We start from the raw sequence: 26737 nt of genomic DNA, 5'->3' as shown, positions 1-26737 counted from the left end.
CACGGGAGGCGAGATGGGTCAGGGACGCCCACCGGTACGCCTGCCTGACCTCGCGGGCCTTTCCCGGCAGGCCGGTGCGGCAGCCGGTCGGCTCGCCCGGGCCGCCGGCCTGACCCCACGTGGCGTGTGGTCCCGGCCCGGTCGGCACCACATCGAGGTCCGTGGGGTCTGCCAGGACGGCGGCGACCGGTTGGCCCGACAGGTCGAGCACGCTCTGGAACGGCTACCGGGGGTGGCGTGGGCCCGGGTCAACGCACCGACCGGACGGGTCGTGGTGGCGGTGCAACCACCGGAACCACGACTGCGGGACCTGATCGCCATGGTCGCGGCGGTGGAGCGCATCTCGGATCACGAACCGGATCCCGACGCGCCGACACCGCATCCGCCCGAGGAGGGTCCCCGGACCCGGCGGGCGGTCGGCACCCTGGCGGCGGACGCTCTCGGTCTGACCATCAGCGCCGCCACCCGGATCCTGCCGTTCACCCCGGTCCCCGGCGAGGTCGCCGGACTGCTCACCGCCGTCGACCTGCATCCCAGGCTGCACGACCTCGCCAACCGGGAACTTCCCGGACACCACTGGGCGGACAACCTCTTCCCGCTGGCCGAAGCGGTGGTGCAGGGGCTGACCGGCGGCTGGGCGGGCATCGTGCTGGACGGCGCGCAGCGGATCGTGCAGTGGCAGGAGGCACACGCCCACCTGCGCGCGTGGGGTCGGGCCGAGCCTGCACTCACCGGTACCCCGGAACGGGCTGCCGCCCCGATCCCGGTGGCCGGCCGGCCCCGACCGAAGCCGGACGGGCCGGTCGAGCGGTACACGAGTCGGGTACTGGCCGCCGGAGCCGCCGCTGCCGCCGTCGCGGCTCCTGTGATCGGCCGGAAGCGGGCCGCCTCGCTCGGCCTGGCGACCCTGCCGAAGGCGCCCGGTTCCGGTCGTGAGGGGTACGCCGCCCACCTCGGTATGGTGCTCGCCCGGCGGGGGGTGGTCGCCATGGACCGCTCCGTGCTCCGGGAACTCGACCGGATCGACACGGTCGTCCTGGACGCTGCGGTGCTGCTCTCCTCCCGGGGTATCCTCACCGACCTGGCTCCGCTGCCCGGTGCTGACCCGGAGCAGGTGGCGGTACGCGCCTTCGCCCTCTTCGACCCGACCGCCCCGGACGCCCTGCAACAGGGCGACGGGTGGCGGCTCGGTCCACTCGCCGCCCTCGACGTGCCCGGACCGCCGGGCACCGGGGAGGCGGCCACCGGGGAAACGGACAGCGGGGGCGCGCAGAGCGACGACGTCCGGCGGATCCGTACCGGGGGCGGGACCGTGCTCGGGCTGGCCGAGGGTGACCGGCTGGCGGCGGTGATCCGGGTCGACCCGGAACCGGCCTCCGGCGCGGACGCCCTGCCCGCCGCCGCCCGGCAGGCCGGTCTCCGGCTGGTGGTGGCCACCGACGACGGGTCCCGGTACGGCTACGCCGACGCCGTGCTGCCCGGTGGGGCCCGGCTCGCCGAGTCGGTCCGTTCGCTCCAGGCCGACGGGGCCATGGTGCTGCTGGTCTCCGCCGACCGGACCGCGCTGGCCGCCGCCGACTGCGGGCTCGGCGTGGGCGGGCCGGACGACCCGCCGCCGTGGGGCGCGCATCTGCTGGTCGGCGCCGACCTGCGGGTACCCGCCCTGGTCATCGAGGCGACCGGGGCGGCCCGACGGCTCGTCAGGCAGAGCATCGGCCTGGCCGCTGCCGGCAGTGGCCTGGCCGGCATCGCCGCGTTCACCACCGACCCGGCGCAGCTCCCGTCCCGGGCCCTGGCAGCGGTCAACGGTGCCGCCGGCTTGGCGTTCGCCCACGGGGTCTGGTCCGCGCACCGCGTCCACGGCCGCCCGCACCCGCCGGCACCGGTCTCCACCGCCTGGCATCTCATGCCGGTGGACGTGGTGCTGGACCGGCTGGACACCGGCCCGGACGGTCTGACCACCGCCGAGGCACGCCGGCGGCACACCCCCGACGGTGCGGCCGCACCCGGACCGGCAGGCCTGCTCCGGGCCTTCGTCGACGAGCTGTCCAACCCGTTGACCCCGGTACTCGTCGCCGGAGCGGCGCTCTCCGCCGCGTTCGGGTCGTTCGTCGATGCCGCCCTGGTGGGCGGGGTGGTCGGCGGCTCCGCGCTGATCGGTGCCGCACACCAGGTCCGTACGGAACGCTCGCTGGCGGAACTGCTGTCCCGCTCGGCGGTCACCGCCCGGGTACGCCGGGACGGCACCGAACAGGTCCTTCCCGCCGAGGATCTGGTACCCGGTGACCTGATCGTGCTCGAACCGGGTGACGCGGTCCCCGCAGACTGCCGGATCGTCGAGTCGGTCGGGTTGGAGGCCGACGAGTCGTCCCTGACCGGTGAGTCCCTGCCGGTCGCCAAGACCACCAGGCCGGTGGTCGCCCCGGCCGTCGCCGAGCGGCGCTCGATGCTCTACGAAGGGACCACCGTGGCCGCCGGGCAGGCCGTGGCGGTGGTGGTGGCCACCGGCTCGGCGACCGAGGTGGGTCGGGGCATGGCCCTGGCCGGGCAGGCGGCACCGGTCAACGGCGTCGAGGCACGCCTGGGCCGGTTGACCCGGGCCTCCATCCCGCTCGCGGCCAGTTCGGCGGTCGCCGTGGCCGGGGCCGGACTGCTGCGGGGCGTACCCCTGGCGGAGACCGCCGCCACCGCCGCCAACCTCGCCGTGGCGTCCGTACCGGAGGGATTGCCGTTCCTGGTCAGCGCTGCCCAGCTCGCGGCGGCCCGTCGGCTCGCCGAGCACGGCGCCCTGGTCCGCAACCCGCGCACCATCGAGGCGCTGGGGCGGGTCGACGTGCTCTGCTTCGACAAGACCGGCACCCTCACCGAGGGGGAGCTCCGGCTCGCCGGGGTGGGCGACGGCGTCGACTACGGCCCGCCCGACCGCCTCGACGGTACGCTCCAACGCGTCCTCGCCGCGGCACTGCGGGCCACCCCGGTGGCGGCGCGACCGGAGGACCTGCCGCAGCAGACCGACCGGGCGGTGCTGCTCGGCGCGCAGCAGGCCGAGGTACGTCCCGACACCGGCACGACGGGCTGGGAACCGGCCGGTGGGCTGCCCTTCGAGCCCTCCCGGGGGTACCACGCCACCACCGCCACCTGCGGCGGCCGGTTGCTGCTCAGCGTCAAGGGGGCACCGGAGACCGTGCTGCCGCGATGTACCAGCCGCCGGGTCGGCGGCCGGGACCGGCCGCTGGACGAGTCGGGTCGGGCGGAGCTTCAGCAGGTCCTCACCCGGCATGCCGGCGGCGGACACCGGATCCTGGCGGTCGCCGAATGCCCACTACCGGCGGGTACCGACCCCGGGGTCACCGACGAGGATGTCCGCGACCTGGTCTTCGTCGGCTTCCTCGCGTTGGCGGACGGGATCCGCGCCAGCGCCGCCCCGGCCGTCCGGCGGATCCGCGCCGCCGGTGTGCACACCATCATGATCACCGGAGACCATCCGGCCACGGCCGAGGCGATCGCCGACACCATCAGCCCGGACGGCGCCGACCAGCGGGTCGTCACCGCCACCGAACTCGACGACCTGGACGACGCGGCACTCGCCGCCCGGCTCGCCGCCACCGACGTCGTGGCCCGGTGCACGCCGGCCCACAAGGTCCGCATCATCCAGGCCCTCCAGCAGGCCGGGCGTACCGTCGCGATGACCGGCGACGGCGCGAACGACGCTCCCGCGATCCGGCTCGCCGACGTGGGCATCGCGCTGGGCCGGCGGGGTACGCCCGCCGCCCGGGCCGCCGCCGACCTGGTCGTCACCGACGACCGGCTGGAGACCATCATCGCCACCCTGGTCGAGGGGCGGGCGATGTGGTCGTCGGTACGCCACGCTCTCAGCATCCTGGTCGGCGGAAACCTCGGGGAGATCGCGTTCAGCGTGCTCACCGCCGCCACCACCGGGCGCTCGGCGCTGAACGGCCGGCAACTGCTGCTGGTCAACCTGCTCACCGACCTGGTGCCGGCGCTGGCCATCGCGGTACGCCCACCGAACCCGGACCGGACCGACGACCTGCTCGGTGAGGGGCCGGACACCTCGCTGGGCGCCAGCCTGAGCCGGGAGATCGGGCTGCGCGCCGCTGCCACCACTCTCGGCGCCACCGCCGGTTGGACCCTCGCCCGGTACACCGGTCGCCGTCGCCGGGCCGACACCGTCGCCCTCGCCTCGCTGGTCGGTACACAGCTCGGCCAGACCCTGCTCGCGGGCGGGGCCAGCCCGGCCGTGATCGCCTCCACCGCCGCGTCGATCGGGGTGCTGGTCGGGATCGTGCAGACCCCGGGGCTCAGTCACTTCTTCGGCTGCACGCCGCTCGGACCGGTGGGTTGGGGCATCGCCACCGGGTCGGCGCTCGGCGCCACACTGGGTAACACCGCCCTGGCCCGGCTGATCGACCGGCTGCCACCACCGCGCTGACCATCGGCCCGGGTCCAAAGTCCGTCAGTGTCGTCAGCCCAACACCTCGACGCCGCCTACCACCACTGTCCACTGTGTAGCCTGACGCGACCGGGACGGCCGGTACGGAGCAGAACCGGCCACCCATCGCGATTCGGGAGGAAAGCTACATGCCCAGACGACCAGACCAGAGCCGCCGGAACCGGGTGACCACCGTTGCTGGTGGCCTGCTCAGCGCAGTGGTGCTCGCCCAGCTGACGCTCGCCGCACCGGCGGCGGCGGTCCCGGGTCTGATCCGACAGAGCAGCACCGGCCCGAGCAACAGCCTGGCCAAGACGCAGAACCAGTCCTGCCCCGCAGGCAGCGTGCTGCTCGGCGGTGGCGGCATCGTCACCGGCGCCTCGGGCCAGGTCGGCATGGACATCATGCTGCCGTTGTCCGGCAACACCGCGTTCTCGGTGACCGGCCGTGAGGACGCGACGGGTACCTCGGCCAACTGGCTGCTGACCTCCGCCGTGGTCTGCGCCCCGGCGCCCGCCGGCTACACCGTCGTGTCCGGCAGCTCGGCCTGGATGTCGTCGTCGACGAACTGGCACACCGTCTCCTGCCCCATCGGTACCGTCGCGATCGGCGTGGGTGGCGCGGTCAACGGCGCCGGGAACAGCGAGCTGATCCTGGAGGATCTGCGGATCAACGGCACCAGTGTCACGGTGGCCGGCGCAGAGGACGAGACCGGATTCGACAGCAACTGGCAGGTACAGGCGCGTGCCATCTGCGCCACCCAGCCCGCCGGGTACGAGGTTCGGCTCGACGACAGCGCCTACGACTCCGCCACCTCGAAGAGCATCAACGTCAGCTGCACCTCCGGCAAGAAGGTGCACGGCGTCGGGGCGGAGATCGTCGGCGGAGACGGCCAGGTACGCCTCACCGCCGTCTTCGCCAGCTCCGACACCACCGTCACGGTGAGCGCGGTCGAGGACGAGACCGGTTTCAGCAGCAACTGGAAGGTCCGGGCGTACGCCACCTGCGCCAACTGACCGACGGTCCACGGCGTACCCGGCGGTCCCGCCGGGTCGGGCACGGCCCACGACCGTGACGTCGTCGACCAACGGCATGCCGCCGTTCACCCGCGTCGAGGGGCGGCATGCCGTTCACCCGGCCACGGCCCACCAGCAACCCGGTCACGCCCCCAGGGCGGTCGCCACAGCGGAACCGCCTCGCGTCGTCGGTGCCGCGCTTCGGTCGGCCGCGAACCGGGCCACTGTTTCCAAGATCAACGATGGGTTGTACCGACGTTGCTCTGGATGCTCTTGGGTCAGGCGGAACGCCTGTAGAGAAGTGGAGAAGTGGAGCCGAGGGGACTCGAACCCCTAACCCCTGCCTTGCAAAGGCAGTGCTCTGCCAGTTGAGCTACGGCCCCGGGCGCGGACTGCACCCACCCGGTGGGGCAGGTGCGTCCAGCGGGATTCAGCGCAGGTCGGGCGAGGTGGTCGCCTCGTGCCACAGGGCGCGCTCGTCGTTCGCGTCCTTGACCTTCTTGACGACCAGTGCGGCTACACCCACGATGCCGACAAGCAACAGCAGCTTCTTGACCATGGGGCGACCCCTTGCGCTCGACCGTTGTCGGACGGGTGTGAAGTGGGGCTAGCTGGAATCGAACCAGCGACCTCAGAGTTATCAGCTCTGCGCTCTAACCGACTGAGCTATAGCCCCGTAAGCGACGAGCAAGGCTATCGCACCCGCCCGCCAGTCCTCAAATCGGGGTCCCCGAGCACCCCCGACCTGGGCGAGAGTACCCGGAAACAGCACATCGGGGCGACCGCTTTCGCGGCGCCCCGATGTGCCGGTACTGCGACGACGACCGGCTCAGTCCCGCTCGGCGAGGGTCAACTCGATCCCACCGACCAGGTCGGCGCAGACGTTGTAGACGAAGGCCCCGAGGGTGGCCAGAGCGGTGAAGAGCACCACGTTGACCAGGCCGATCAGCGCCGAGCTGAGGATGACCCCCTTGGCGGTGATCCGGAAGCCGCTGGTCCCCTGCCCACCACCCGCGCTGACCAGGTCGGTCAGGCTGTCGTTGACACTGGCGAACACCCCCATCGCGTCCAACGCCAGGTAGAGCACCGAGGTCGCGACGACGACCACGATGAACAGCACCAGGGACACCGCGAACGCGAACTTCATGACCGACCAGGGGTCGATCCGCTTGAGGTTCAGCCGGGCCCGGCGCGGACCCCGCGACGCGGCGGAGCTGACCGTGCTCCGCGCCGCGCGTACCGCGTCGTTCACCCGGGCCGCCCCGACCGCGGCCCCACCCGCACCCACCCCGGGCGGCAGACTGCCGCCGTTGTTGGGCCGCGCGGCGCCCATCGGGGCCCGCGCCCCGTCGATGCGCGGCAGGGTACCGGTCGCCTGGGCGTCCCGGGGAAGCGCAGCGGTGGTGTTCGGTCCGGCCGGCACGGTGACTCCAGGGGTAGCGGCAGCGGCGGTGGGTGTGGCGGTGGCGGCGCCATCACCGCCGGTCTTCTCCGGCTGCTGCACTCCGGTCTCCTCGGCAGGCTGGTCCGGCGGCGGTGCCATGCCGGGAGCCCGGGTGAACTTGGGGGCAGGCGCATCGGCGGGAACTGCCGCGCGACCCACAGCCGCCCGGCCGGCTGCCGGGGTGCCGCCTTTGGCGCCCTCCCCGTCGACCGGGTTGGCCGGGGTCCCCGCAGCTCCCGACTTCGCCTGTGTCTCCGTCATCAACTAGTCCTGTTCGTCAGGCTCGTCGGCATTTCGAGCAATCGCCACGATAGTCACGCCGTCCGGGAGGTCCATCAGCTTGACCCCCATTGTGTTCCGGTCACGCGTACGGCGTACAGGCTTCACCGGAGTCCGGATGACGCCACCGTTACTGGTGATCGCGAACAGTTCGTCATCCGGGTTGATCACCACTGCACCGACCAGCCCGCCACGTCGTTCCGTGATCTTCGCAGTCAGCACACCCTTGCCTCCCCGGCCCTGGACCGGGTATTCCTCAATCGGGGTACGTTTTGCGTATCCCCCGTTCGTCGCCACCAGAACGTCCATGTTCTCGCGGACCACCTCCATGGCCAGCAGGACGTCGTCGTCGGTGAAGCGCATGCCGATCACACCGGAGGTCGCCCGGCCCATCGGCCGCAGTGCCTCGTCGGTGGCGTTGAAGCGGATCGCCTGGGCGTTCTTGGAGACCAGCAGCAGGTCGTCCTCGGGCGCGACCAGGGCGGCACCGACCAGCTCGTCCTCGTCGCGCAGGTTGATCGCGATGATGCCGCCGGACCGGTTGGAGTCGAACTCCTCCAGTTTCGTCTTCTTCACCAGGCCGTTCTTCGTGGCCAGTACCAGATAGGGAGCCACCTGGTAGTCCGGGATCTCGATGATCTGCGCGATCTGCTCGTCCGCTTGGAAAGCAAGCAGATTGGCCACGTGCTGGCCCTTGGCCACCCTACTGGCTTCCGGCAACTCGTACGCCTTGGCCCGGTACACCCGACCCTTGTTCGTGAAGAACAGGATCCAGTCGTGGGTCGAGCAGACGAAGAAGTGGCTGACGATGTCGTCCTGCCGCAGCGTGGCCCCGCTGACCCCCTTGCCGCCGCGCCGCTGGGAGCGGTACAGGTCGACCTTGGTCCGCTTGGCGTACCCGGTCCGGGTGATCGTGACGACCACGTCCTCGCGGGCGATCAGGTCCTCCATCGAGACCTCGCCGTCGAACGGCACGATCTTCGTCCGCCGCTCGTCACCCCACTTGGCGATGATCTCGCCGAGCTCCTCCGAAACGATTTTCCGCTGCCGTTCCGGTTTGGCCAGGATGTCCTTCAGGTCGGCGATCTCCAGCTCCAGCTTGGCCAGCTCGTCGAGGAGCTTCTGCCGCTCCAGGGCGGCCAGCCGGCGCAGCTGCATGTCCAGGATCGCGGTCGCCTGGATCTCGTCGATCTCCAGCAGCCGGATCAGACCCTGCCGGGCGTCCTCGACCGTGGGCGAGCGCCGGATCAGGGCGATCACCTCGTCCAGGGCGTCGAGTGCCTTGGCCAGACCGCGCAGGATGTGCGCCCGCTCCTCCGCCTTGCGCAACCGGAACGCGGTCCGCCGACGGATCACGTCGATCTGGTGCTCGACGTAGTACCGGATGAACTGGGCCAGGTTGAGCGTGCGTGGCACCCCGTCGACCAGGGCCAGCATGTTGGCGCCGAAGGTCTCCTGGAGCTGGGTGTGCTTGTAGAGGTTGTTGAGCACCACCTTGGCGACCGCGTCGCGCTTCAGCACCAGCACGATCCGCATACCGGTACGCCCGGAGGACTCGTCCCGGATGTCGGCGATGCCGGCGAGCTTGCCCTCCTTGATGAGCTCGGCGATCCGCTCGGCCAGGTTGTCCGGGTTGACCTGGTACGGCAGCTCGCTGACCACCAGGCAGGGACGGCCCCGCTTGTCCTCCTCGACCTCGACCACGGCGCGCATCCGGATGGAGCCACGGCCGGTGCGGTACGCGTCCTGGATGGCCTGGGTACCGACGATCAGGCCGTAGGTGGGGAAGTCCGGGCCCTTGACGATCTCGATGAGCGCGTCGAGGGTGGTCGCCTCGTCGACGTCCGGGTGCTCCAGGCACCACTGCACGGCCGCGCCGATCTCGCGCAGGTTGTGCGGCGGGATCTTGGTGGCCATCCCCACCGCGATGCCCTCGGAGCCGTTGATCAGCAGGTTGGGGATGCGCGACGGCAGGATGGTGGGTTCCTTGGCCCGGCCGTCGTAGTTGTCCTGGAGGTCGACGGTGTCCTCATCGATGTCCCGCAGCATCTCCATGGCCAGCGGGTCGAGCTTGCACTCCGTGTAGCGCATGGCCGCAGCCGGGTCGTTTCCGGGCGAACCGAAGTTGCCGTTGCCGTCGACCAGCGGGTACCGCAGCGACCAGGGCTGGGCCATCCGGACCAGCGCGTCGTAGATGGCCGAGTCGCCGTGCGGGTGGAACTGGCCCATCACGTCCCCGACGACCCGGGAGCACTTCACGTACCCCCGGTCCGGGCGGTAGCCGGAGTCGAACATGGCGTAGAGGATCTTGCGGTGGACCGGCTTGAGACCGTCCCGGACGTCCGGCAGCGCGCGACCCACGATGACACTCATGGCGTAGTCGAGGTAGGAACGCTGCATCTCGACTTCGAGCCCGACCGGCTCGATGCGGTCGTGCGCCACGATCGCGGCGCCGCCGGTCTCTGTCGCGCCCGCTTCGCTCGGGTTGGGCTCGGGAGTATCAGTCACTGTTAACCCTTATCAGAATCAGAGTCGCATTTGTGCTGTGGATAACGCTGTGGAGAAGCAACGAAGCTGTGGATAACCATGTGGACGCGGTGGGGACCGGGAGAGCTCCGACCACCACCGCGCCACCGGTCAGATGTCCAGGAAGCGCACGTCCTTGGCGTTGCGCTGGATGAACGAGCGGCGCGCCTCGACGTCCTCACCCATCAGAACGCTGAACAGCTCGTCGGCGGTTGCGGCGTCGTCGAGCGTGACCTGGCGCAGGGTACGGGTGGCCGGGTTCATCGTGGTGTCCCACAGCTCGGGGTAGTTCATCTCACCGAGACCCTTGAACCGCTGGATGTCGTCCGGCTTGGCGTTGGGCTTCTTCTGCTGGCGCAGCGCGATCAGGCCGTCCCGCTCCCGGTCGGAGTACGCGTACTGCGCGTCGTCGCCCTTCTTGTTCCACTTGATCTTGTAGAGCGGCGGGGCGGCCAGGTAGACGTGCCCCAACTCCACCAGCGGACGCATGAACCGGAAGAGGAGGGTGAGCAGCAGGGTCTGGATGTGCTGCCCGTCCACGTCCGCGTCGGCCATCAGGACGATCTTGTGGTACCGCAGCTTCTCGATGTCGAAGTCGTCGTGGATGCCGGTGCCCAGGGCGGTGATCAGCGCCTGGACCTCGTTGTTCTTCAGCACCCGGTCGATCCGCGCCTTCTCGACGTTGAGGATCTTGCCCCGGATCGGCAGGATCGCCTGGGTCCGTGGGTCGCGCCCCTGCTTCGCCGAGCCACCGGCCGAGTCACCCTCGACGATGAAGACCTCCGACTCGCGCGGGTCGGTGGACTGGCAGTCGGCCAGCTTGCCCGGCATCGAACCGGACTCCAGCAGCGACTTGCGCCGGGCCAGCTTGCGGGCCTGCTGGGCGGCGATCCGGGCCCGGGCGGCCTGGGTCGCCTTGGTGATGATCTGCTTCGCCTCGGCCGGGTTACGGTCGAACCAGTCGACCAGCCACTCGTTGCAGACCCGCAGCACGAAGCTCTTCACCGGGGTGTTGCCCAGCTTGGTCTTGGTCTGCCCTTCGAACTGCGGGTTGGCCAGCTTGACCGAGATGATCGCCGCCAGCCCCTCCCGGATGTCCTCGCCGGAGAGCTTCTCGTCGGCCTTGAGCAGCTTCTTCTCGGTGCCGTACTTGTTGACCACACCGGTCAACGCGGCCCGGAAGCCCTCCTCGTGGGTACCGCCCTCGTGGGTGTTGATCGTGTTCGCGAAGGTGTAGACCGACTCGCCGTACGACTCGTTCCACTGCATGGCGATCTCGACCGACATGCCCTCCTCCTCGGCGCCGAACTCGACCACCGACTTGTGGATCGGGTTCTTGGAGGCGTTGAGGTGCCGGACGAAGTCGGCGATGCCGCCCTTGTAGCAGAAGGTGACCTCGCGCATCCGGCCTTCCTCCTCCTCGACCCGCTCGTCGAGCAGGTGGATGGTGAGGCCACGGTTGAGGAAGGCCATCTCCTGGAGGCGGCGGTAGATGGTCTGGAAGTCGAAGTTGACCGTCTCGAAGACGTCCGGGTCCGGCCAGAACGACACGGCCGAGCCGGTCGTGTCGGTGGTCTCGCCCTTCTCCAGCGGCGACGGCTTGGAGTTGGTGTACTTCTGCCGCCAGACGTACCCCGACTTGTGGATCTCGACGGCCATCCGGGTCGACAGGGCGTTCACCACGGACACGCCCACACCGTGCAGACCACCGGAGACGGCGTACGCCTTGCCGTCGAACTTGCCGCCCGCGTGCAGGACGGTGAGCGCGACCTCGACACCCGGCTTCTTCAGCTTCGGGTGCAGGTCGACCGGGAAGCCACGGCCGTTGTCGGTGACCCGGACCCCACCGTCGGCGAGCAGGACCACGTCGATGGTGTCGCAGTGCCCGGCAAGTGCCTCGTCGACGGCGTTGTCGACGACCTCCCAGACCAGGTGGTGCAGACCCCGTTCACCGGTCGACCCGATGTACATACCGGGCCGCTTGCGCACCGCCTCCAGGCCTTCGAGAACGGTGATCGACTCGGCGCCGTACTCCTGCTTGTTCTGCGCTGACACCATGGGCCACTTTCTCGCGCCCCCGGCGCCAGGGCGCACGGGGGTGCGGGTACGGCGGACAGGACGCGACGTCGGCGCACGGACCGGCGCCCCGATACAGTTCCGGATTGCCGCCGAATGCGTCGGTCGCCGCGGTCGCCCGCGGATCGCGATCGGCTCGGACCCGGCGGGGAACCGGTGGCCCGGACTTGCTCAGCCCGCGTCATCGCTCCGCACCGTGTCCTCGTCTCTGCCGTCAATCCTACTGTGCGGCGGTGACGAAACCACCACTCGGCACCCCTGTAACGGGCGCTGAGACGTTCGTAGCGGCCCGAACTGCGCTGCCCGCGACTCCCCCTACACATCCCGCAACCGATCATGGAATCCCGGGGGTCGCGCGGAGTCCGGGCCGTGCCGTAATTTGGCGGCGCCGTCCGGCGGGTCCACAATCCACCGACCCGGAACCGGACGATCGACCCACCCGGTTCGAGAACCTTCAGGAAGGTGACCCCCGATGGGGCTGGACAACGTCGCGGTGCACTGGCCGAGGACCGGCCGCTTCTACGAACCGGTGGCCCCCGCCGAGTTCGTCGACTTCGGCACGATCGCCGAGTACCCCGGCATCCCCGCGCCCGCCGGTGCCCTCGCCGGGCTGATCGCACAGACCGGCACCGTCCGGGCCACCGCGTACACCGAACTGGTCGACCTCCTGCTCGGCCTGGACAATGTGCTCTACGCCACAGAAGCAGCCGTCGAGGACGAGGACCCGGTGATCGACCCGGACGGCTGTGCCTGGATCGCCGGTGGGCTGGAACGCTTCGTCGAGGGCCACCGGGAGCACGGCGAGGAGATCACGTTCGACAGCGTCGGCGTCGTCCTGCGTGCCGCGCTGGCCGACGGGCGTCTCGCCGACCAGCAACTCCGCTGGCTGGACAACCGGCTCGACGCCCTGCGGGACAAGGCCGGCGCGCCGCCGCAGTGGAACTTCACCCGCTCCGAGCTGGGCATCCTGGCCCGCTTCTACCGTCGCTGCGCCGACAAGGGCTTCGCGGTCTACGCGAACTCCTGACCGTCACTGGTCCGACGCGGGCAGCGACCCGCGTCGGACCGGCGACGTGCCGCAGCGGAAGATCCGGGCCGGGGCCGCAGCGGAAGATCCGGGCTACGGCCGCAGCCGGCCACCGGTCAGCCGTAGGTGTCGCGGGGGCCCCGGCCGCGTACCCGACGCGGCCCCCGTGACCAGGACGGCGCGGCCGGGCCGTGGATGTGCAGCCGGCGGACGACGTTGTGCCCCACCTCACGGGCGATCCGGGTGAGCAGCGAAGCGGTGAGCAGCCGGAGCTGGGTGGCCCAGGCGGTGGACTCCGCCTCCACGGTCAGCTCGCCGTCCTCCAGTTTCACCGGCCGGCTGTGCTTGGCGATCTCCGGACCGACCACCCGCTCCCAGGCACCGAAGACGGTCGCCTCCGCGGCCGGCTGCTGCCAGCCGCGCGCCTTCATCAGCCGGGCCAGCACCGTCCCGAGCAGCTGCGGGTCCCGGGGGTCCGGCCCGGGACCGGAATAGCCACGCAGCCGGCGTCCGGTGCCACCCCGGCCGTCGGCGCCACCGGACGCCGGGTCGCCCGGGTTACGTCGACGCGGACGGGCCGCCTCCCGACGGGCCCGCGCCGCGTCGAGCACCGCCCGGGCCAGCTCCGGTCCGCTCGCCCCGGCCGGGGACGGCGGTGGTGTCACGGGTTCATCCGGCACGGCGTACCGCCCCCTCCTCCACCTGGTAACGGGTGCCCCGCAGGGCCGCCGGCACGTCGTCGTCCACCGCACAGGTCACCAGGAGCTGGCCGGCCCCACCGACCAGCTCCGCCAGCCGGTCCCGCCGGCCGGCGTCCAGCTCCGCGAAGACGTCGTCGAGCGCGAGTACCGGTTCGATGCCGTCGGCCCGCAGCAGGTCGTACGCGGCCAGCCGCAGCGCCAGCGCGAACGACCAGGACTCACCGTGGCTGGCGTACCCCTTGGCGGGTAGCGGGCCGAGGCTGAGCGCCAACTCGTCCCGGTGCGGGCCGACCAGGGTGGTGCCCCGCTCCACCTCGGCCGCCCGGGAGTCGGTCAACGCGGTGGCCAGGGCCTCCTGCAACGTCGCCCGGTCCACCGGGGCGGTACCCAGCTCGACGGTGGGCCGGTAGGCCATCGCCGCCGCGCCCCGGCCGGCGGCCACCGCGTCGTACGCCTTGGCCACGTGCGGGCCCAGCGCGGCCACCAGCTCCAGTCGGCCGGCCAGCAGCTCGCCACCGTGCCGGGCCAGGTGGGCGTCCCAGACGTCCAGCGTCGACAGGTCGGCCCCCCGGGAGCCACCCGTCTTCCGGGCCAGGTACGCCGTCCGCAGCAGGGCGTTGCGCTGCTTCACCACCCGCTCGTAGTCGGCGCGCACCCCGGCGTACCGGGGCTGCCGGGTGACCAGCAGCTCGTCGAGGTAGCGCCGCCGTTCGGCCGGGTCACCCCGGACGAGTTCCAGGTCCTCGGGGGCGAACAGCACCATCCGCAGCGCACCCAGCACGTCCCGGGCCCGCCGGACCGGGGACCGACCCAGCCGGGCGCGGTTGGCCCGGCCGGGCACGATCTCCAGCTCGACCAGCAGCTCTCGGCCCTCGTGTGCCACCGCGCACCGGATCACCGCCGCCGAAGCGCCCATCCGGACCAGCGGGGCGTCCATGGCGACCCGGTGGCTGGCCAGGGTCGCCACGTAACCCAACGCCTCGATCAGGTTGGTCTTGCCGACCCCGTTGGCCCCGACGAACACGTTCGGCCCCGGCTCAAGATCGATCGCCACCCGCTCGTACGAGCGGAAGTCGACCAGTTCGAGCCGGTGGACGTACACGGTCAGCGCTTGTGGATGGCGTGGCCGCCGAACTGCTGGCGCAGCGCGGCGATTGCCTTCATCGCCGGGGAGTCGTCCTGACGCGAGGTGAACCGGGCGAAGAGGGCGGCGGCGATCACGTTCATCGGCACGGCGAGCCGGACCGCCTCGTCCACGGTCCACCGGCCCTCACCGGTGTCGTCGGCGTACCCGCGCAGGGTGGCCAGCTCCGGGTCCTCGTCGAGTGCCCGGTCGAGCAGGTCGAGCAGCCAGGACCGCACGACGGTCCCCTCCCGCCACGACTTGAACACCCCGGGGACGTTGGTGACCAGCTCGGACTTGGCCAGCAGCTCGTAGCCTTCGGCGTAGGCGTGCATCAGGCCGTACTCGATGCCGTTGTGCACCATCTTGGCGTAGTGGCCGGCACCGACCGGACCGGCGTGCACGAAGCCGAACTCGCCCTCCGGCTTCAGCGACTCGAAGATCGGCATCAGCCGGTCGACGTGCTCCTGTGCGCCGCCGACCATCAGGGCGTACCCGTTCTGCTTGCCCCAGACGCCACCGGAGACGCCCACGTCGAGGTAGCCGATGCCCTGGGTGGCGAGCCGCTCGGCCCGGGGGCCGTCGTCGCTGAACCGCGAGTTGCCGCCGTCGATGATGATGTCGCCGTCGCCGAGCACCTCGGCCAGGGAGTCGATGGTGGCGTCGGTGACCCCGGCCGGCACCATCACCCAGACCGCACGCGGCGCGGCGAGCTTGTCGGCCAGCTCGGCAAGGCTGGCGACGTCGCTCACCTCCGGGTTCTGGTCGAAGCCCACCACCTCGTGGCCGACGGCACGCAACCGCTCCCGCATGTTGCCGCCCATCCGGCCGAGTCCTACCAGGCCGAGCTGCATGTCAATCCCCTCCGGTACGTGTCAGGCCAGCGCGATCAGCGGGTTACCCGGATCGGCATGATCAGATAGCGGTACCCCGGAACGGCCTCGCCATCCTCACCGGCGGGGGAGATCACCGCAGGCTTGAACGCGTCGACGAAGTGCAGCAGCGCGGTCGGCGCACCGAGGTTCGCCAGCCCGTCGATCAGGTACTGCGGGTTGAAACCGATGGTCAGCGGGTCGCCGCTGAAGGTGGCGTCCATCCCCTCGCTCGCCCGGGCCTCCTCGGTACCGCCGGCCTCGACGATGAGCCCGTCGGAGCTGAAGCTCAGCAGCACCGGGGTGGTGCGCTCGGCGACCAGCGCCACCCGCTTGACCACCTCGACCAGGGTGGAGACCGTCACCCGGGCCTCGGCGTTGTGGCTGGCCGGGAAGAGCGACCGCACCGGCGGGTAGTTGGCGCCGTCCAGCAGCCGGCTCGTGGTCCGTCGGGTACCACCGGCAAAGCCGATCATGCCCTCGCCGGCGCCGCCCTGGGCCAGCGCCATGGTCACCTCGCCGCCGAGCGGGCCGAGGGTCTTGGCGGTGTCGTTCAGCGTCCGGGCCGGGACCAGAGCGTTGATGCTGACGTCCGGGTCCTCCGGGTTCCAGCGCATCTCCCGCAACGCCAGCCGGTAGCGGTCGGTGGCGAGCATCGCCAGGGTGTCCCCGACCAGCTCGATACGGACCCCGGTCATCATCGGCAGGGTCTCGTCACGGCCGGCGGCTACCGCGACCTGGGCGACTGCGGCGGCGAACGCGGCCGCGTCGACCGTCCCGGCGCTGGCCGGCATCTCCGGCAGGCTCGGGTAGTCCTCCACCGGCATGGTGGGCAGGGTGAACCGCGCGCTGCCGCAGACCAGCTCCAGATGGGCGCCGTCGGCAGCGATGTCCACCGGCTTGGCCGGCAGGGCCTTGGTGATCTCGGCGAGCAGCCGACCGGAGACCAGGGCCGAGCCGTCGGCGTCCCCCTGCACCTCGACGGTGACCTGGCTGGAGACCTCGTAGTCGAAGCCGGAAACCTGGAGGCTGCCGTCGGCCACCCGCAGCATCACCCCGGCGAGCACCGGTACCGATGGCCGGTTGGGCAGGCTCTTCGCGGTCCACGCCACCGCATCGGCGAGCGCGTCGCGCTCTACTCGGAACTTCATGCATGCCTCCGCGTCGACGTCAGCGACAACTCTCTCATGCCGACCGCTGCCTACCGACCCGCCCGACCGTGCAGGTCACCCTCGCACCTTAGGGCGCTCGGCCATCGGCTGTGCGTCCGGCCCCTCCGATTCCGCTGCCGCTGCCGGCCCGGCCGGTGCGGAGAGCGGGATCCACAGAAAGCCCAACGGTGATGATTGGTTTTTGTTTCTTAGAAGAGATAAGAACCATCGTCTTCATAGGTGCTGTGCATACTGTGGAGAACCCGCGTTTTCGCAGGTCAGGCGATTATCCACCGGTGGTTTAGCTGTGGATTACCTGGGGTAAAACCCCTCCACTTCTCCACAGGTGCTCCGGGATGCACAGGTTTTCCACCGTCGTCCACAGCTCATCCACCGGTTATCCACCGACTTTCTCCCCAGTGTTGTGGAAAACCGGATCGGCTTCCGGACCACTTGTCCCCAGAACCTTCAACAGGCTGTACACAGGGGACCGTGGACCGGTGGACGACGCGCCGAAGGTGTCAGCCCGTCCACAGGGTTGTCCCCAGGACTTGTCCACAGGTTGTGGGTTACCGGGTCACGGGACACCAGCAGTTGTCCACAGCTCGACGCACAGCCGGTGTGGACAAGTACGTCCCGCTGTGGAGAACCTGTGCCGGAGGCGGTGGACCGGGAACGGCCGGAAGAGGTGTGGACGCAGGGCGCGGCCGGAAACCGGCGTCTGTGGCAACTGCGCCGGGCGGATCGCGGTGGGCGCAGGGCGCGGCTGGAAACAGTGATGGCCCGGCTCGACGGCCGGGCCACCTTCCGGGGCGACAGGTCAGGGGGTACGCGGCGACGCGTCAGGCGTTCTGCTTGATCCGGTTGGTCAGCTCGGCGATCTGGTTGTAGAGCGACCGCCGCTCCGCCATCTGCTGTCTGATCTTCCGGTCGGCGTGCATCACCGTGGTGTGGTCCCGACCACCGAACGCCTGCCCGATCCGGGGCAGGGAGAGATCGGTCAGTTCCCGGCACAGGTACATCGCCACCTGCCGGGCGTTGACCAGTACCCGGGACCGGGAGTGCCCCCGCAGGTCCTCCAGGCTGACCCCGAAGTAGTCCGCGGTGGAGATCATGATCTGGTCCGCGTTGATCTCCGGCCCGGATCCGTCCGGGATGAAGTCCCGGAGCACCTCCTCGGCGAGGGACAACTCGACGGAGGAGCGGGTCAGGCTGGCGAACGCGGTGACCCGGATCAGGGCGCCCTCCAGTTCGCGGATCGAGCTGGCCACCCGTGAAGCGATGAACTCCAGTACGTCCGGTGGCGCGTACAGACGCTCCTGGGCGGCCTTCTTCTGGAGGATCGCGATCCGGGTCTCCAGGTCCGGTGGCTGGATGTCGGCCAGCAGGCCCCACTCGAAGCGGGTCCGGAGCCGGTCCTCCAGGGTGGCGAGCTGCTTCGGCGACCGGTCCGAGGTGATGACGATCTGCTTGTTGGCGTTGTGCAGCGTGTTGAAGGTGTGGAAGAACTCCTCCTGGGTCCGCTCGCGGTTCTCCAGGAACTGGATGTCGTCGATCAGCAGGATGTCGACGTCGCGGTAGCGGCGCTGGAACGCACTGGTCTTGTCGTCGCGCAGCGAGTTGATGAAGTCGTTGGTGAACTCCTCGGTCGACACGTACCGCACGGAGCGGGCATGACCGAGGGTCGTGGCGTAGTGGCCGATGGCATGGAGCAGGTGGGTCTTGCCCAGCCCGGAGTGACCGTAGATGAAGAGCGGGTTGTACGCCTTGGCCGGCGACTCGGCGACCGCGACGCTCGCCGCGTGGGCGAACCGGTTGGACGAGCCGATGACGAAGGTCTCGAACATGTACTTCGGGTTGAGCCGGTTGCCCCCGGTGTCCACGCCGATGGCGGGCCGCCGGTCGTCCCGGCCGCCGGGTCGGTGCTCGGTGGGGGCCGGCCCGCGTCCCGGCCCGTTGTCCGTTCCGCTGTCGCCGACCAGTCCCCGCAGGGTGGGCTGGTCGCGCAGCACCCCGGCGTCGTCGCGGTACCGCGGTTCGAAGGCCCGGGGGTCCGGGGGTGGCAACACCGGTGACCCGGCGCCGACCCGGTCGTCCCGGCCCCGTCGGTCCTGCCCGGGTGGGCGGCGGGGTTCCAGGTAGGGGGCGGAGAAGAGTGCCTCCTGCCCGTCCCGGCTGGCCGGGATCAGGCCGGGTCGCAGCGCGGTCTCCGTCGACAGGCGCGGGTCGGACCCACCGGGTCCCGGTCCGGTCGTACCGGTCGCCGGACGTTCCCGGTTGGCGTCCCGCTCCCGGGTCGGGTCCAGATCCCGGTTGAGGTCCTCGTGGTTGCGGTCACGTTCCCGGGCGAGTTCGCGGTCGCGTTCCAGGGCGAGGTCACGGTCCCGCTCGTGGGTGAGGTCCCGGGCCAGGTCACGGTCGTCCGGGTAGCCGCCCGGTCCGAACGGGGGCTGGTCCGGCGAGGTGGGCGGGCCGGCCCCCGGTCCGTCGTACCCGCCGTAGCCGCCCGCCGGGTAACCGGTCGCCTCACCGCCGTAGACGGTCCCCGTGGTGCGGGCCTGGCCCTCCTCGGCGACCCGTACGGTGACCGCCACCTGGATCGGCCGGCCGAGCCGTCGGGTCAGCGCCTCGGTGATCGCCGGCCGCAGCCGCGACTCGATGACGTCACGGGTGAACGCGTCGGGTACGGCGAGCAGGGCGGTGTCCTCGACGATCGCCCGGAGCCGGGTCAGCCGGAGGTAGGCACGCTGCTGGGCAGAAATGATCTCGTCGGCGAGTTCGTCGGTCGTCGCCGTCCACACCGCGGCGAGGTCGATCGTTCCGGCCACCCTGGTGTCACCCCCCTCGCCTCTGCTCCCGGCCGCCGCTGCTGTCCCAGCCGCCGTCCCGGGCCTGCCACCGCGCCCGACCAGGCTGAACGTCGCCTGACCGAGCCGTCGGTCGATCACCATCCACAAGTTATCCACAGCCTGTGTATCGACCGATTGTGGCCGCCCGCCGGACTCGTGTCAGACCTGCCCCTGCCTGAACGGGCGCCGAAGCGGGTTCACCGTGCCGAACGATTCACCACGTTGTCCGGTCTTGCGCTGGCGCGATAACCGGACCACAGTGACACCGGGCCACCGTGACGACCGGTCCGGTGACAGCCGGGCCCCGGACGAGGACCGCAAACGCGCACGGTAACAGCGTTCTCCACGCACCTACAACCGGCGAGCGTCACCGGCCTTCTCGGTATGCGTCAAAACCGTCGCTTCGCCCGGCCGGGCCACGGGTCCGACCAGCGGGTACGCCGCCTTCCCCGACAGGTGGGGCGGGATCGTCCGCCGCGCCCGGGGTCGGGGAGGTTTGACGATGATTGCCCCCCTGCCTAGGCTGGAGCGGCTGCTCTCACGCCCTCTGCTAGGGTGATGGGTGCTTGCTGTCCGCAGTCGCATCCCGCATCGTCGACGCCCGTGCATCGCCGAGGCCCATGCGTCGTCGGGCAGCACCGAGAAGGGTCACCCGTTTGGTGGCCCACGCCAGACCACCACACGATCCCGGTCGCCTTCCGCGCCCGGGACGTACGGAAGACGGAGAGCCTGACGTGAGCAAGCGCACCTACCAGCCGAACAACCGCCGGCGCGCGAAGACCCACGGCTTCCGGCTGCGCATGCGCACCCGGGCCGGTCGCGCCATCCTGTCGAGCCGTCGCGCCAAGGGTCGCGTCACCCTGTCGGCCTGACGGCCGACGGGGCCCGATCCGGGGAACGTGGGCAGTCGTGCTGGCAGCCGCGCAGCGACTGCGGCGCAGCGTCGACTTCGCCGCAGCGGTCCGCGCCGGCCGGCGTGCCGGTCGTGGCGCTGTCGTGGTGCATCTGCACCTCCCCGATTCCATCGGTACCCCTGACGTGAGTTCTCCGGCAGAGCCGGCGCGGGCGATCGACGCGGAGCATCCCTCCGGGTCCGCCCGTGCCGGCTTTGTCGTGTCCAAGGCGGTGGGCAACGCCGTGGTGCGTAACACGGTCCGCCGTCGGCTGCGTCACCTGGTCCGGGAACGGCTCGACTCGCTGCCCACCGGGGCCACTCTGGTGGTCCGGGCACTCCCCGCTGCGGCGGGAGCGTCGTACGCCCGGCTCGGCACCGACCTCGACGCCGCCCTGGCCGCTGCGCGGACCCCGCGCGGATCGGGCCGGCGGCCCCGGTGACGGGTGCGACAGGGGCGTCCCGCCCGGCCACCCTCGGTGCCCGGGTGCTGGCAGGACCCATCATCGCGTACCGTCGGTGGATAAGCCCGGCACTGCCGGCCCGCTGTCGGTTCTACCCGTCGTGCAGCGCGTACGCCCTGGAGGCGGTCACGCGGCACGGCGCGCTCCGCGGAGCCGTCCTGGCGGCCCGGCGGCTGCTGCGCTGCCACCCCTTTCACCCTGGTGGGCATGACCCGGTGCCCGAGCCGGGCCGTCCCCGCCGTACCGACGTGACTGGAGCCCCGAATTGAGTCTCGACTGGATCTACTATGCGATTTCGTGGATCCTGCTGCTCTGGCACTCGGCCTGGGACGCCATCGGGGTGCCGGACGACGCGGTGGTGGGTACCAACTGGGCGTGGATCCTGGCCATCATCTTCCTGGTGGTCACCGTCCGGGTGATCCTCTTCCCGGTCTTCGTCAAGCAGATCAAGTCCCAGCGGGCGATGCAGGCGCTCCAGCCCAAGGTCAAGGAGCTGCAGGAGAAGCACAAGGGCGACCGGGAGACGCTCCAGAAGGAGATGATGGAGCTCTACCGGAAGGAAAAGGCCAACCCGCTGATGGGCTGCCTTCCGATGTTCCTCCAGATCCCGGTCTTCCTCGGCCTCTTCCACGTGCTGCGCCGGCTGAACCCGGACAAGAGCGAGGCCGGCAAGACCCTCTACGGCTGGACGGTCGACCAGTTCAACAGCGCCTCCCAGGCGAAGCTCTTCACCGCCCCGATCGCCGGCAAGTTCGGCTCGACGGCGGAGGAACTGTCCCGGCTCGGCGCGAACGGCACCACCGTCAAGGTCATCGCCGGTGTCCTGGTTCTGGTCATGATGCTGACCACCTACCTGACCAGCCGTCAGATGATCCTCAAGACCGGCTGGGCCGAGGACCCGCAGCAGCGGATGATCCAGCGCCTGATGCTCTACGGCATCCCGCTCTCCCTGCTGGTCTCGGGCGCGATCTTCCCGATCGGTGTGATCATCTACTGGGTCACCAACAATCTGTTCACCCTCGGCCAGCAGCAGTGGGTGCTGCGGAAGTTCCCGCCGCTGGTGACGAACACCGGCACCGCCAAGCCGGGCGCATCCCGTAACCCGGTGCAGCCGGCCAAGTCCGGTGGTCTCTTCGGCCGGGGCAAGGCGGAGGCCCAGTCGGTGGTTCCGGCGAAGCCGGTCAACAAGGCGTTGGCGCCGAAGCCCGGTGCCAAGCCGGCCAACCCGAAGAAGAACCGCCCGGCGAAGCGCCAGGGCTGAGCTTGACCGGTTGCCGGCGGTCCCGCCGCCGGCAACCGCACCGAATCCACGCCCGTGCAGCCGCCAGGTGCGCCGGCGCCGGAAGTGGATTTTGCCGCGTACCAGCGCGGTCGCGGGCGACACTGCCCGTACAGACGTGCCCGTGACCGGCGGAGTTCCCCGGTCACGGGAGATCAACGGACCGACGGTCCGGCCGAACGAGTACGGAGATGAACCGTGACCGACACCAGCATCCCGCGCACCGAGGACTCCCTGAAGACGGCGGCGGATCCGATCGCCGATCAGGAGACCGACGACACCGAGGACGTGGCCGAGGAGACGGCGGCAGCCCGCAAGGCACCGGCTGACACCGACCTGTTCCGGCAGAGCGAGATCGCGGCGGACTACATCGAAGGGCTGCTCGACATCCTCGACTACGACGGGGACATCGACGAGCTGGTCTCCGGCGGCCGGCCGGTGGTGGAGGTCGTCGGCGGCCGGCTCCAGGCCCTCGTCGGTCAGCGTGGTGCCACCCTGGAGGCGTTGCAGGAGCTGGCCCGCCTGGCGGTCTTCCGGCAGACCGGGGCGCCGAGCCGGCTGCTGCTGGACGTCGGCGGCTACCGGGCGAACCGCCGCAAGGAACTCGCCGCCGTCGCCAAGAACGCCGTGGAGAAGGTCAAGGAGTACGGCGAGCCAGTCCGGTTGGAGCCGATGTCCGCATTCGAGCGCAAGTGCGTACACGACGTGGTGAACGCGATGGCCGGGGTGGAGAGCGAGTCCGAGGGCGTCGAGCCCAGCCGGCGTATCGTCGTCCGCCCCGCCTCGGACTGACGACCTGATGACGGACGACAGTGCGGCTGACGCCGTGACCGGCCCGGGTGGCACGCCACCCGGGCCGTCCGCTGTGGACGAGCCGCCCACCGCCAGTGACGTGACCCTGCCACCGGAGCTGGCCGGTGCCGCCCGGTTGCTCTTCGGTGACCGGCTCGACCTGGCGGCCGCCTATGCCGAACTGCTCGCGACCGAGGGCGTGGTACGTGGCCTGATCGGGCCCCGGGAGGCACCCCGGATCTGGTCCCGGCACCTGCTCAACTGCGCCGCTGTCGCCGAGCGGATCCCGACCGGGGCGACGGTGCTGGACGTCGGGTCCGGGGCCGGACTGCCCGGTCTGGTCCTGGCGATCGCCCGCCCGGATCTCACCGTGGCGCTGATCGAACCGCTGGCCCGGCGTACGTCCTTCCTGGTCGAGGCGGTGCAGGGCCTCGGCCTGGCCCGGTCGGTCCGGGTGGTCCGGGGTCGGGCCGACGAGGTGGCGGCGGGTACCACCGGTGCCGGGGTGCTCGTCGGTGACATCGTCACGGCCCGGGCGGTCGCGCCGCTCGACCGGCTTGCCGGCTGGTGCCTGCCCCTGGTGGGGCGTGGCGGTCGACTGGTGGCGCTGAAGGGGATGTCGGCAGCGGAGGAGATCGCCGAGCACGCCGCAGCGGTGGAACGGCTCGGGGGCGGCGAACCCGGTGTGCACCAGTGTGGCGTCGGGATCATCGACCCGCCGACCACGGTGGTCGAGATCGTGCGGGAGCGGATCGTGCACCCGCCAGGTGTCCGTCCGGTGAAGCCGTCGAGGTCGGCCCGACGGGCCAGTTCGTCGACCGGGAACGGGCGGCGGCCCCGGCGGGGATGAGTCGCCGACGGGTGTCGGCTGCTCGTACCCGCCCCAGCCGTGGGGTCCGCCGTTCTCCCCCGAGATCGGACCGGCGGGCGGGGAACGGTTGCCGGGCGTGCGGGCGGTGGGGACGCCGCCCGACGGTCCGGTTGGGGTCCGTCCGACCGGACGAGGATGACCGGTGTCGGGGCGGCCGGGCTGATCCCGGATGGCACTGCCTGCTCCGGGTCGGCTCTTCCCCCGGTTGTGGCACTGCCCGATCCGGGTCGGCTCGCCGTCGACAGCGGCGCTGTCCGATCCGGGTCGGCTCCTGCCGGCGCTCGTGCTGCCTGCTCCAACCCCTCAACAGTGCACTCCGCAGATGATGACTCATGACGGATCCGATTCCTCCCGGCAGGGTGCGCCTCGACTCACGTGCCCTACCGCCGTGGACCTGATCCACCTTCCCGCCGTAGGCTGACTGCGCGTCGATAATGTGGATCGGACCGTGTCAGGTGGCGACGGCCCCGACATCTCCGCCGATCCGGCCGACCATCCGAAGCGGGCAGGGATGACAGGGTGCAGGACGACGGTAGGAATGACGAGTCAGGAATGACCCGGCCCCGGAGCTTCCCCTCCGCACCGGGTAGCGGCGTTTCACGTGAAACGGCGTCCGACGGCTGGTCGGCAGCGGGCCGGGCCCGTCCGCCGCAGCAGCCGTCGGCACCGCAACCGGAGCCCGCACCCCCGACGTCGGTGGAGTACCTCTCCGCCGGGCCGATCGGGGAGCAACCCCCCGGGGAGGAACTCTCCCCGTACTGGGCGGCGCAGGTCGACACGCCCACCCCGTACGCCGGAGCGGTCCCCCCGGAATCCGTGCCGGCCGCGTACGTTTCACGTGAAACCCCGACGCGCGAAGAGGATGACCCACCGTTGGCTATGGAGGCGATGCGCGCCGTGCAGATCCTGAACCCGAGTGGCGAGGTGACCATGCCTCGACCCGAACGGACCCGGGTCATGTGCGTCGCAAACCAGAAGGGCGGTGTCGGCAAGACCACGACCACGGTGAACCTGGCCGTGGCGCTGGCTCTGCACGGCAACCGGGTACTGGTGATCGATCTCGACCCGCAGGGCAATGCCTCGACCGGGTTGAACGTCCCGCACCACAGTGGTGTACCCGACGTCTACGACTGCCTCATCAACAGCGTGCCGCTGGCCGAGGTCGCCCAGAATGTCGAGGGCATCCCCAACCTGTGGTGCGTACCCGCGACCATTGACCTGGCCGGCGCCGAGATCGAGCTGGTCTCGGTGGTGGCCCGGGAGTCACGACTGTCCAGGGCGATCGCCGCCTATCCGGGGCAGTTCGACTACGTCTTCATCGACTGCCCGCCCTCCTTGGGCCTGCTGACGGTCAACGCGCTCGTCGCCGCGCAGGAGGTGCTGATCCCGATCCAGTGCGAGTACTACGCGCTGGAGGGCCTGAACCAGCTCATCCAGAACATCAACCTGGTACGGCAGCACCTCAACCCGAATCTTGACGTGTCCACGATCCTGCTGACCATGTACGACCGCCGTACCCGGCTGGCCGACGCCGTGGAGCAGGATGTCCGCAACCACTTCGGTGACAAGGTCCTCCAGGCGGTGATTCCCCGGAACGTACGGGTCTCGGAGGCGCCGAGCTATGGCCAGTCGGTGATGACCTACGATCCCGGTTCACGGGGTGCGACGAGTTACTTCGAGGCTGCGCAGGAGATCGCGGAGCGTGGCGTGAAGGAACCGGTCGGCCGGAATGCGTAGTGGGGACAAGTCGCTGGGAGGCGTGGCATGAAGAACCGTCCACGGGGCGGGCTGGGTAGAGGGCTAGGGGCACTGATCCCCACCGGGCCGACCCAGTCGTCCGCGGTCGCCATCGCCGAGGCGCCTGTCGAACCGGTCCCGGTCGAGTCGGTGGAGGCCGCCCCGGATAGCACGACCAACGGTTCGGCTCCGGTTCCGACGGCACCCCAGCCGGTGGAACAGCCTCCGACCGTCGACCCCGGTCCGCAGCTCGCGCCGGTGCCCGGAGCACGGTTCGCCGAGATTCCGGTCGACGCGATCGTGCCGAACCCGAAGCAGCCCCGGCAGGTCTTCGACGAGGAGGCACTGGAGGAGCTGAAGACCTCCATCGAGGAGGTCGGCTTCCTCCAGCCGATCGTCGTACGTCAGCTTGAGAACGAGCAGTACGAGCTGGTCATGGGTGAGCGGCGCTGGCGCGCCGCCCAGGCGGTCGGCCGGGAGTCGATCCCGGCCATCGTGCGGGACACCCGGGACGACGCGATGCTCCGGGACGCCCTGCTGGAGAACATCCACCGGGCCAACCTGAACCCGCTGGAAGAAGCCGCCGCCTACCAGCAGTTGCTGGAGGAGTTCGGTGCCACGCACGAGGAACTGGCCCGGCGGATCGGTCGGAGCCGCCCACAGATCTCCAACACCATCCGGCTGCTCAACCTGCCGGCTCAGGTCCAGCGGCGGGTCGCTGCGGGCGTACTCTCTGCCGGGCATGCGCGGGCGCTACTCAGCCTGGACGAGCCGGAGGCGCAGGAGCAGCTCGCCCACCGGATCGTCGCCGAAGGGCTCTCGGTGCGGGCCACCGAGGAGATCGTCCAACTGGCGCTTGCCGAGGGGCCGGCGAAGGCTCCGGTGAAGCGGCGCGCCAAGCCGCATGCCCCCGCGCTCACCGACCTGGCGGACCGGCTCTCGGACCGCTTCGACACCCGCGTGAAGGTGGACATCGGGCGCAGTAAGGGGAAGATCACCATCGAGTTCGCCACGGTGGACGACCTGGAGCGGATCGTCGGCATCATCGGTGTCGAGCAGTCCGACCCCGAGGAGGACTGACCGGGCTTCCCGGAGGCCGTGCCCCGGTCGCCGGAAGACACCGCCGCTGGCCGCGCACCCCGAGAAGGGGTACGCGGCCAGCGGCGTTTCCCGGTGGGTGAACCGCAG

At 70.7% G+C, this 26737-nt stretch carries 20 protein-coding genes and 2 tRNA genes; 11 read left to right on the top strand and 11 right to left on the bottom strand.

All coding sequences use genetic code 11. The features are described 5' to 3' along the window. The first annotated feature begins 13 nt into the window (after positions 1-13). Both GSF22_RS00685 and GSF22_RS00680 read left to right on the top strand, forming a co-directional pair. Positions 14-4450: a cation-translocating P-type ATPase gene (locus GSF22_RS00685; protein ID WP_208810611.1), complete on the top strand. Its 4437-nt coding sequence runs from the start codon at positions 14-16 to the stop codon at positions 4448-4450. Between the two features lie 149 nt (positions 4451-4599). Further along, complete coding sequence (locus GSF22_RS00680) at positions 4600-5466, top strand: hypothetical protein (protein ID WP_208810610.1); 867 nt, start codon at positions 4600-4602, stop codon at positions 5464-5466. Between the two features lie 310 nt (positions 5467-5776). On the opposite strand, the gene GSF22_RS00675 is transcribed toward GSF22_RS00680, so the two are convergent. The 6 genes from GSF22_RS00675 to gyrB all read right to left on the bottom strand — a co-directional run bounded on the left by GSF22_RS00675 (position 5777) and on the right by gyrB (position 11770). Beyond that, positions 5777-5849, bottom strand: a tRNA-Ala gene (locus GSF22_RS00675). Between the two features lie 47 nt (positions 5850-5896). Continuing rightward, complete coding sequence (locus GSF22_RS00670; RefSeq protein WP_208810609.1) at positions 5897-6025, bottom strand: DLW-39 family protein; 129 nt, start codon at positions 6023-6025, stop codon at positions 5897-5899. A gap of 43 nt (positions 6026-6068) precedes the next feature. Further along, positions 6069-6142 (bottom strand) — tRNA-Ile (locus tag GSF22_RS00665). Positions 6143-6295: 153 nt separating this feature from the next. Beyond that, the gene (locus tag GSF22_RS00660; RefSeq protein WP_208810608.1) at positions 6296-7171 is read right to left on the bottom strand and encodes a DUF3566 domain-containing protein; all 876 of its coding nucleotides are present in this window, start codon (positions 7169-7171) and stop codon (positions 6296-6298) included. 3 nt (positions 7172-7174) lie between these two features. Further along, positions 7175-9697, bottom strand: a complete 2523-nt coding sequence (gene gyrA, locus GSF22_RS00655; RefSeq protein ID WP_208810607.1) for a DNA gyrase subunit A — start codon at positions 9695-9697, stop codon at positions 7175-7177. 129 nt (positions 9698-9826) lie between these two features. Next, positions 9827-11770: a DNA topoisomerase (ATP-hydrolyzing) subunit B gene (gene gyrB, locus GSF22_RS00650; RefSeq protein ID WP_208810676.1), complete on the bottom strand. Its 1944-nt coding sequence runs from the start codon at positions 11768-11770 to the stop codon at positions 9827-9829. 493 nt (positions 11771-12263) lie between these two features. Between gyrB and GSF22_RS00645 the strand changes: the two genes are divergently transcribed. Next, positions 12264-12818, top strand: a complete 555-nt coding sequence (locus GSF22_RS00645; RefSeq protein ID WP_208810606.1) for a hypothetical protein — start codon at positions 12264-12266, stop codon at positions 12816-12818. A gap of 116 nt (positions 12819-12934) precedes the next feature. Here GSF22_RS00645 and GSF22_RS00640 read toward each other — a convergent pair whose 3' ends face one another. The 5 genes from GSF22_RS00640 to dnaA form a co-directional block, all read right to left on the bottom strand. Next, entirely contained in the window at positions 12935-13498 is a 564-nt protein-coding gene (locus GSF22_RS00640; RefSeq protein WP_208810605.1) for a DciA family protein, read from the bottom strand. Beyond that, positions 13488-14621 (bottom strand): DNA replication/repair protein RecF, encoded by a 1134-nt coding sequence (recF, locus tag GSF22_RS00635; protein WP_208810604.1) that lies wholly within the window; start codon positions 14619-14621, stop codon positions 13488-13490. Before recF ends, GSF22_RS00640 begins: the two co-directional genes overlap by 11 nt. A 2-nt stretch (positions 14622-14623) precedes the next feature. After that, positions 14624-15496 (bottom strand): phosphogluconate dehydrogenase (NAD(+)-dependent, decarboxylating), encoded by an 873-nt coding sequence (gene gnd / locus GSF22_RS00630; protein ID WP_208810603.1) that lies wholly within the window; start codon positions 15494-15496, stop codon positions 14624-14626. Positions 15497-15531: 35 nt separating this feature from the next. Beyond that, positions 15532-16665: a DNA polymerase III subunit beta gene (dnaN, locus tag GSF22_RS00625; RefSeq protein WP_208810602.1), complete on the bottom strand. Its 1134-nt coding sequence runs from the start codon at positions 16663-16665 to the stop codon at positions 15532-15534. Between the two features lie 842 nt (positions 16666-17507). Next, on the bottom strand, positions 17508-19616 hold the full coding sequence (gene dnaA / locus GSF22_RS00620) for a chromosomal replication initiator protein DnaA (protein ID WP_244365658.1): 2109 nt from the start codon (positions 19614-19616) through the stop codon (positions 17508-17510). Between the two features lie 632 nt (positions 19617-20248). On the opposite strand from dnaA, the gene rpmH reads away from it, so the two are divergent. From rpmH to GSF22_RS00580, 8 genes are all read left to right on the top strand, one after another. Next, entirely contained in the window at positions 20249-20386 is a 138-nt protein-coding gene (gene rpmH, locus GSF22_RS00615) for a 50S ribosomal protein L34 (protein ID WP_208810600.1), read from the top strand. 37 nt (positions 20387-20423) lie between these two features. Beyond that, complete coding sequence (gene rnpA, locus GSF22_RS00610; RefSeq protein ID WP_208810599.1) at positions 20424-20849, top strand: ribonuclease P protein component; 426 nt, start codon at positions 20424-20426, stop codon at positions 20847-20849. Positions 20850-20893: 44 nt separating this feature from the next. Further along, positions 20894-21139, top strand: coding sequence for a membrane protein insertion efficiency factor YidD (gene yidD, locus GSF22_RS00605; protein WP_439957723.1), 246 nt, complete (start codon positions 20894-20896; stop codon positions 21137-21139). After that, the gene (gene yidC, locus GSF22_RS00600; RefSeq protein ID WP_208810597.1) at positions 21136-22131 is read left to right on the top strand and encodes a membrane protein insertase YidC; all 996 of its coding nucleotides are present in this window, start codon (positions 21136-21138) and stop codon (positions 22129-22131) included. The genes yidD and yidC overlap by 4 nt, the downstream gene beginning before the upstream one ends. A gap of 216 nt (positions 22132-22347) precedes the next feature. Beyond that, positions 22348-22941 carry a R3H domain-containing nucleic acid-binding protein gene (locus tag GSF22_RS00595; RefSeq protein ID WP_208810596.1) on the top strand — a complete coding sequence of 198 codons (594 nt, stop codon included), beginning with the start codon at positions 22348-22350 and terminating at the stop codon, positions 22939-22941. Positions 22942-22945: 4 nt separating this feature from the next. Further along, positions 22946-23791: a 16S rRNA (guanine(527)-N(7))-methyltransferase RsmG gene (gene rsmG, locus GSF22_RS00590; protein ID WP_244365677.1), complete on the top strand. Its 846-nt coding sequence runs from the start codon at positions 22946-22948 to the stop codon at positions 23789-23791. A 540-nt stretch (positions 23792-24331) separates the two neighbouring features. Next, positions 24332-25549, top strand: coding sequence for a ParA family protein (locus GSF22_RS00585; protein WP_439957722.1), 1218 nt, complete (start codon positions 24332-24334; stop codon positions 25547-25549). Between the two features lie 27 nt (positions 25550-25576). Beyond that, positions 25577-26629, top strand: a complete 1053-nt coding sequence (locus tag GSF22_RS00580; protein WP_208810594.1) for a ParB/RepB/Spo0J family partition protein — start codon at positions 25577-25579, stop codon at positions 26627-26629. Positions 26630-26737: the final 108 nt, after the last annotated feature.

This window comes from Micromonospora echinofusca, from assembly GCF_017614955.1.
Taxonomy (GTDB): domain Bacteria; phylum Actinomycetota; class Actinomycetes; order Mycobacteriales; family Micromonosporaceae; genus Micromonospora; species Micromonospora echinofusca_A.
The sequence above is the reverse complement of the archived record's forward strand: the minus strand, read 5'-3'. Positions and strand labels throughout refer to the sequence as shown.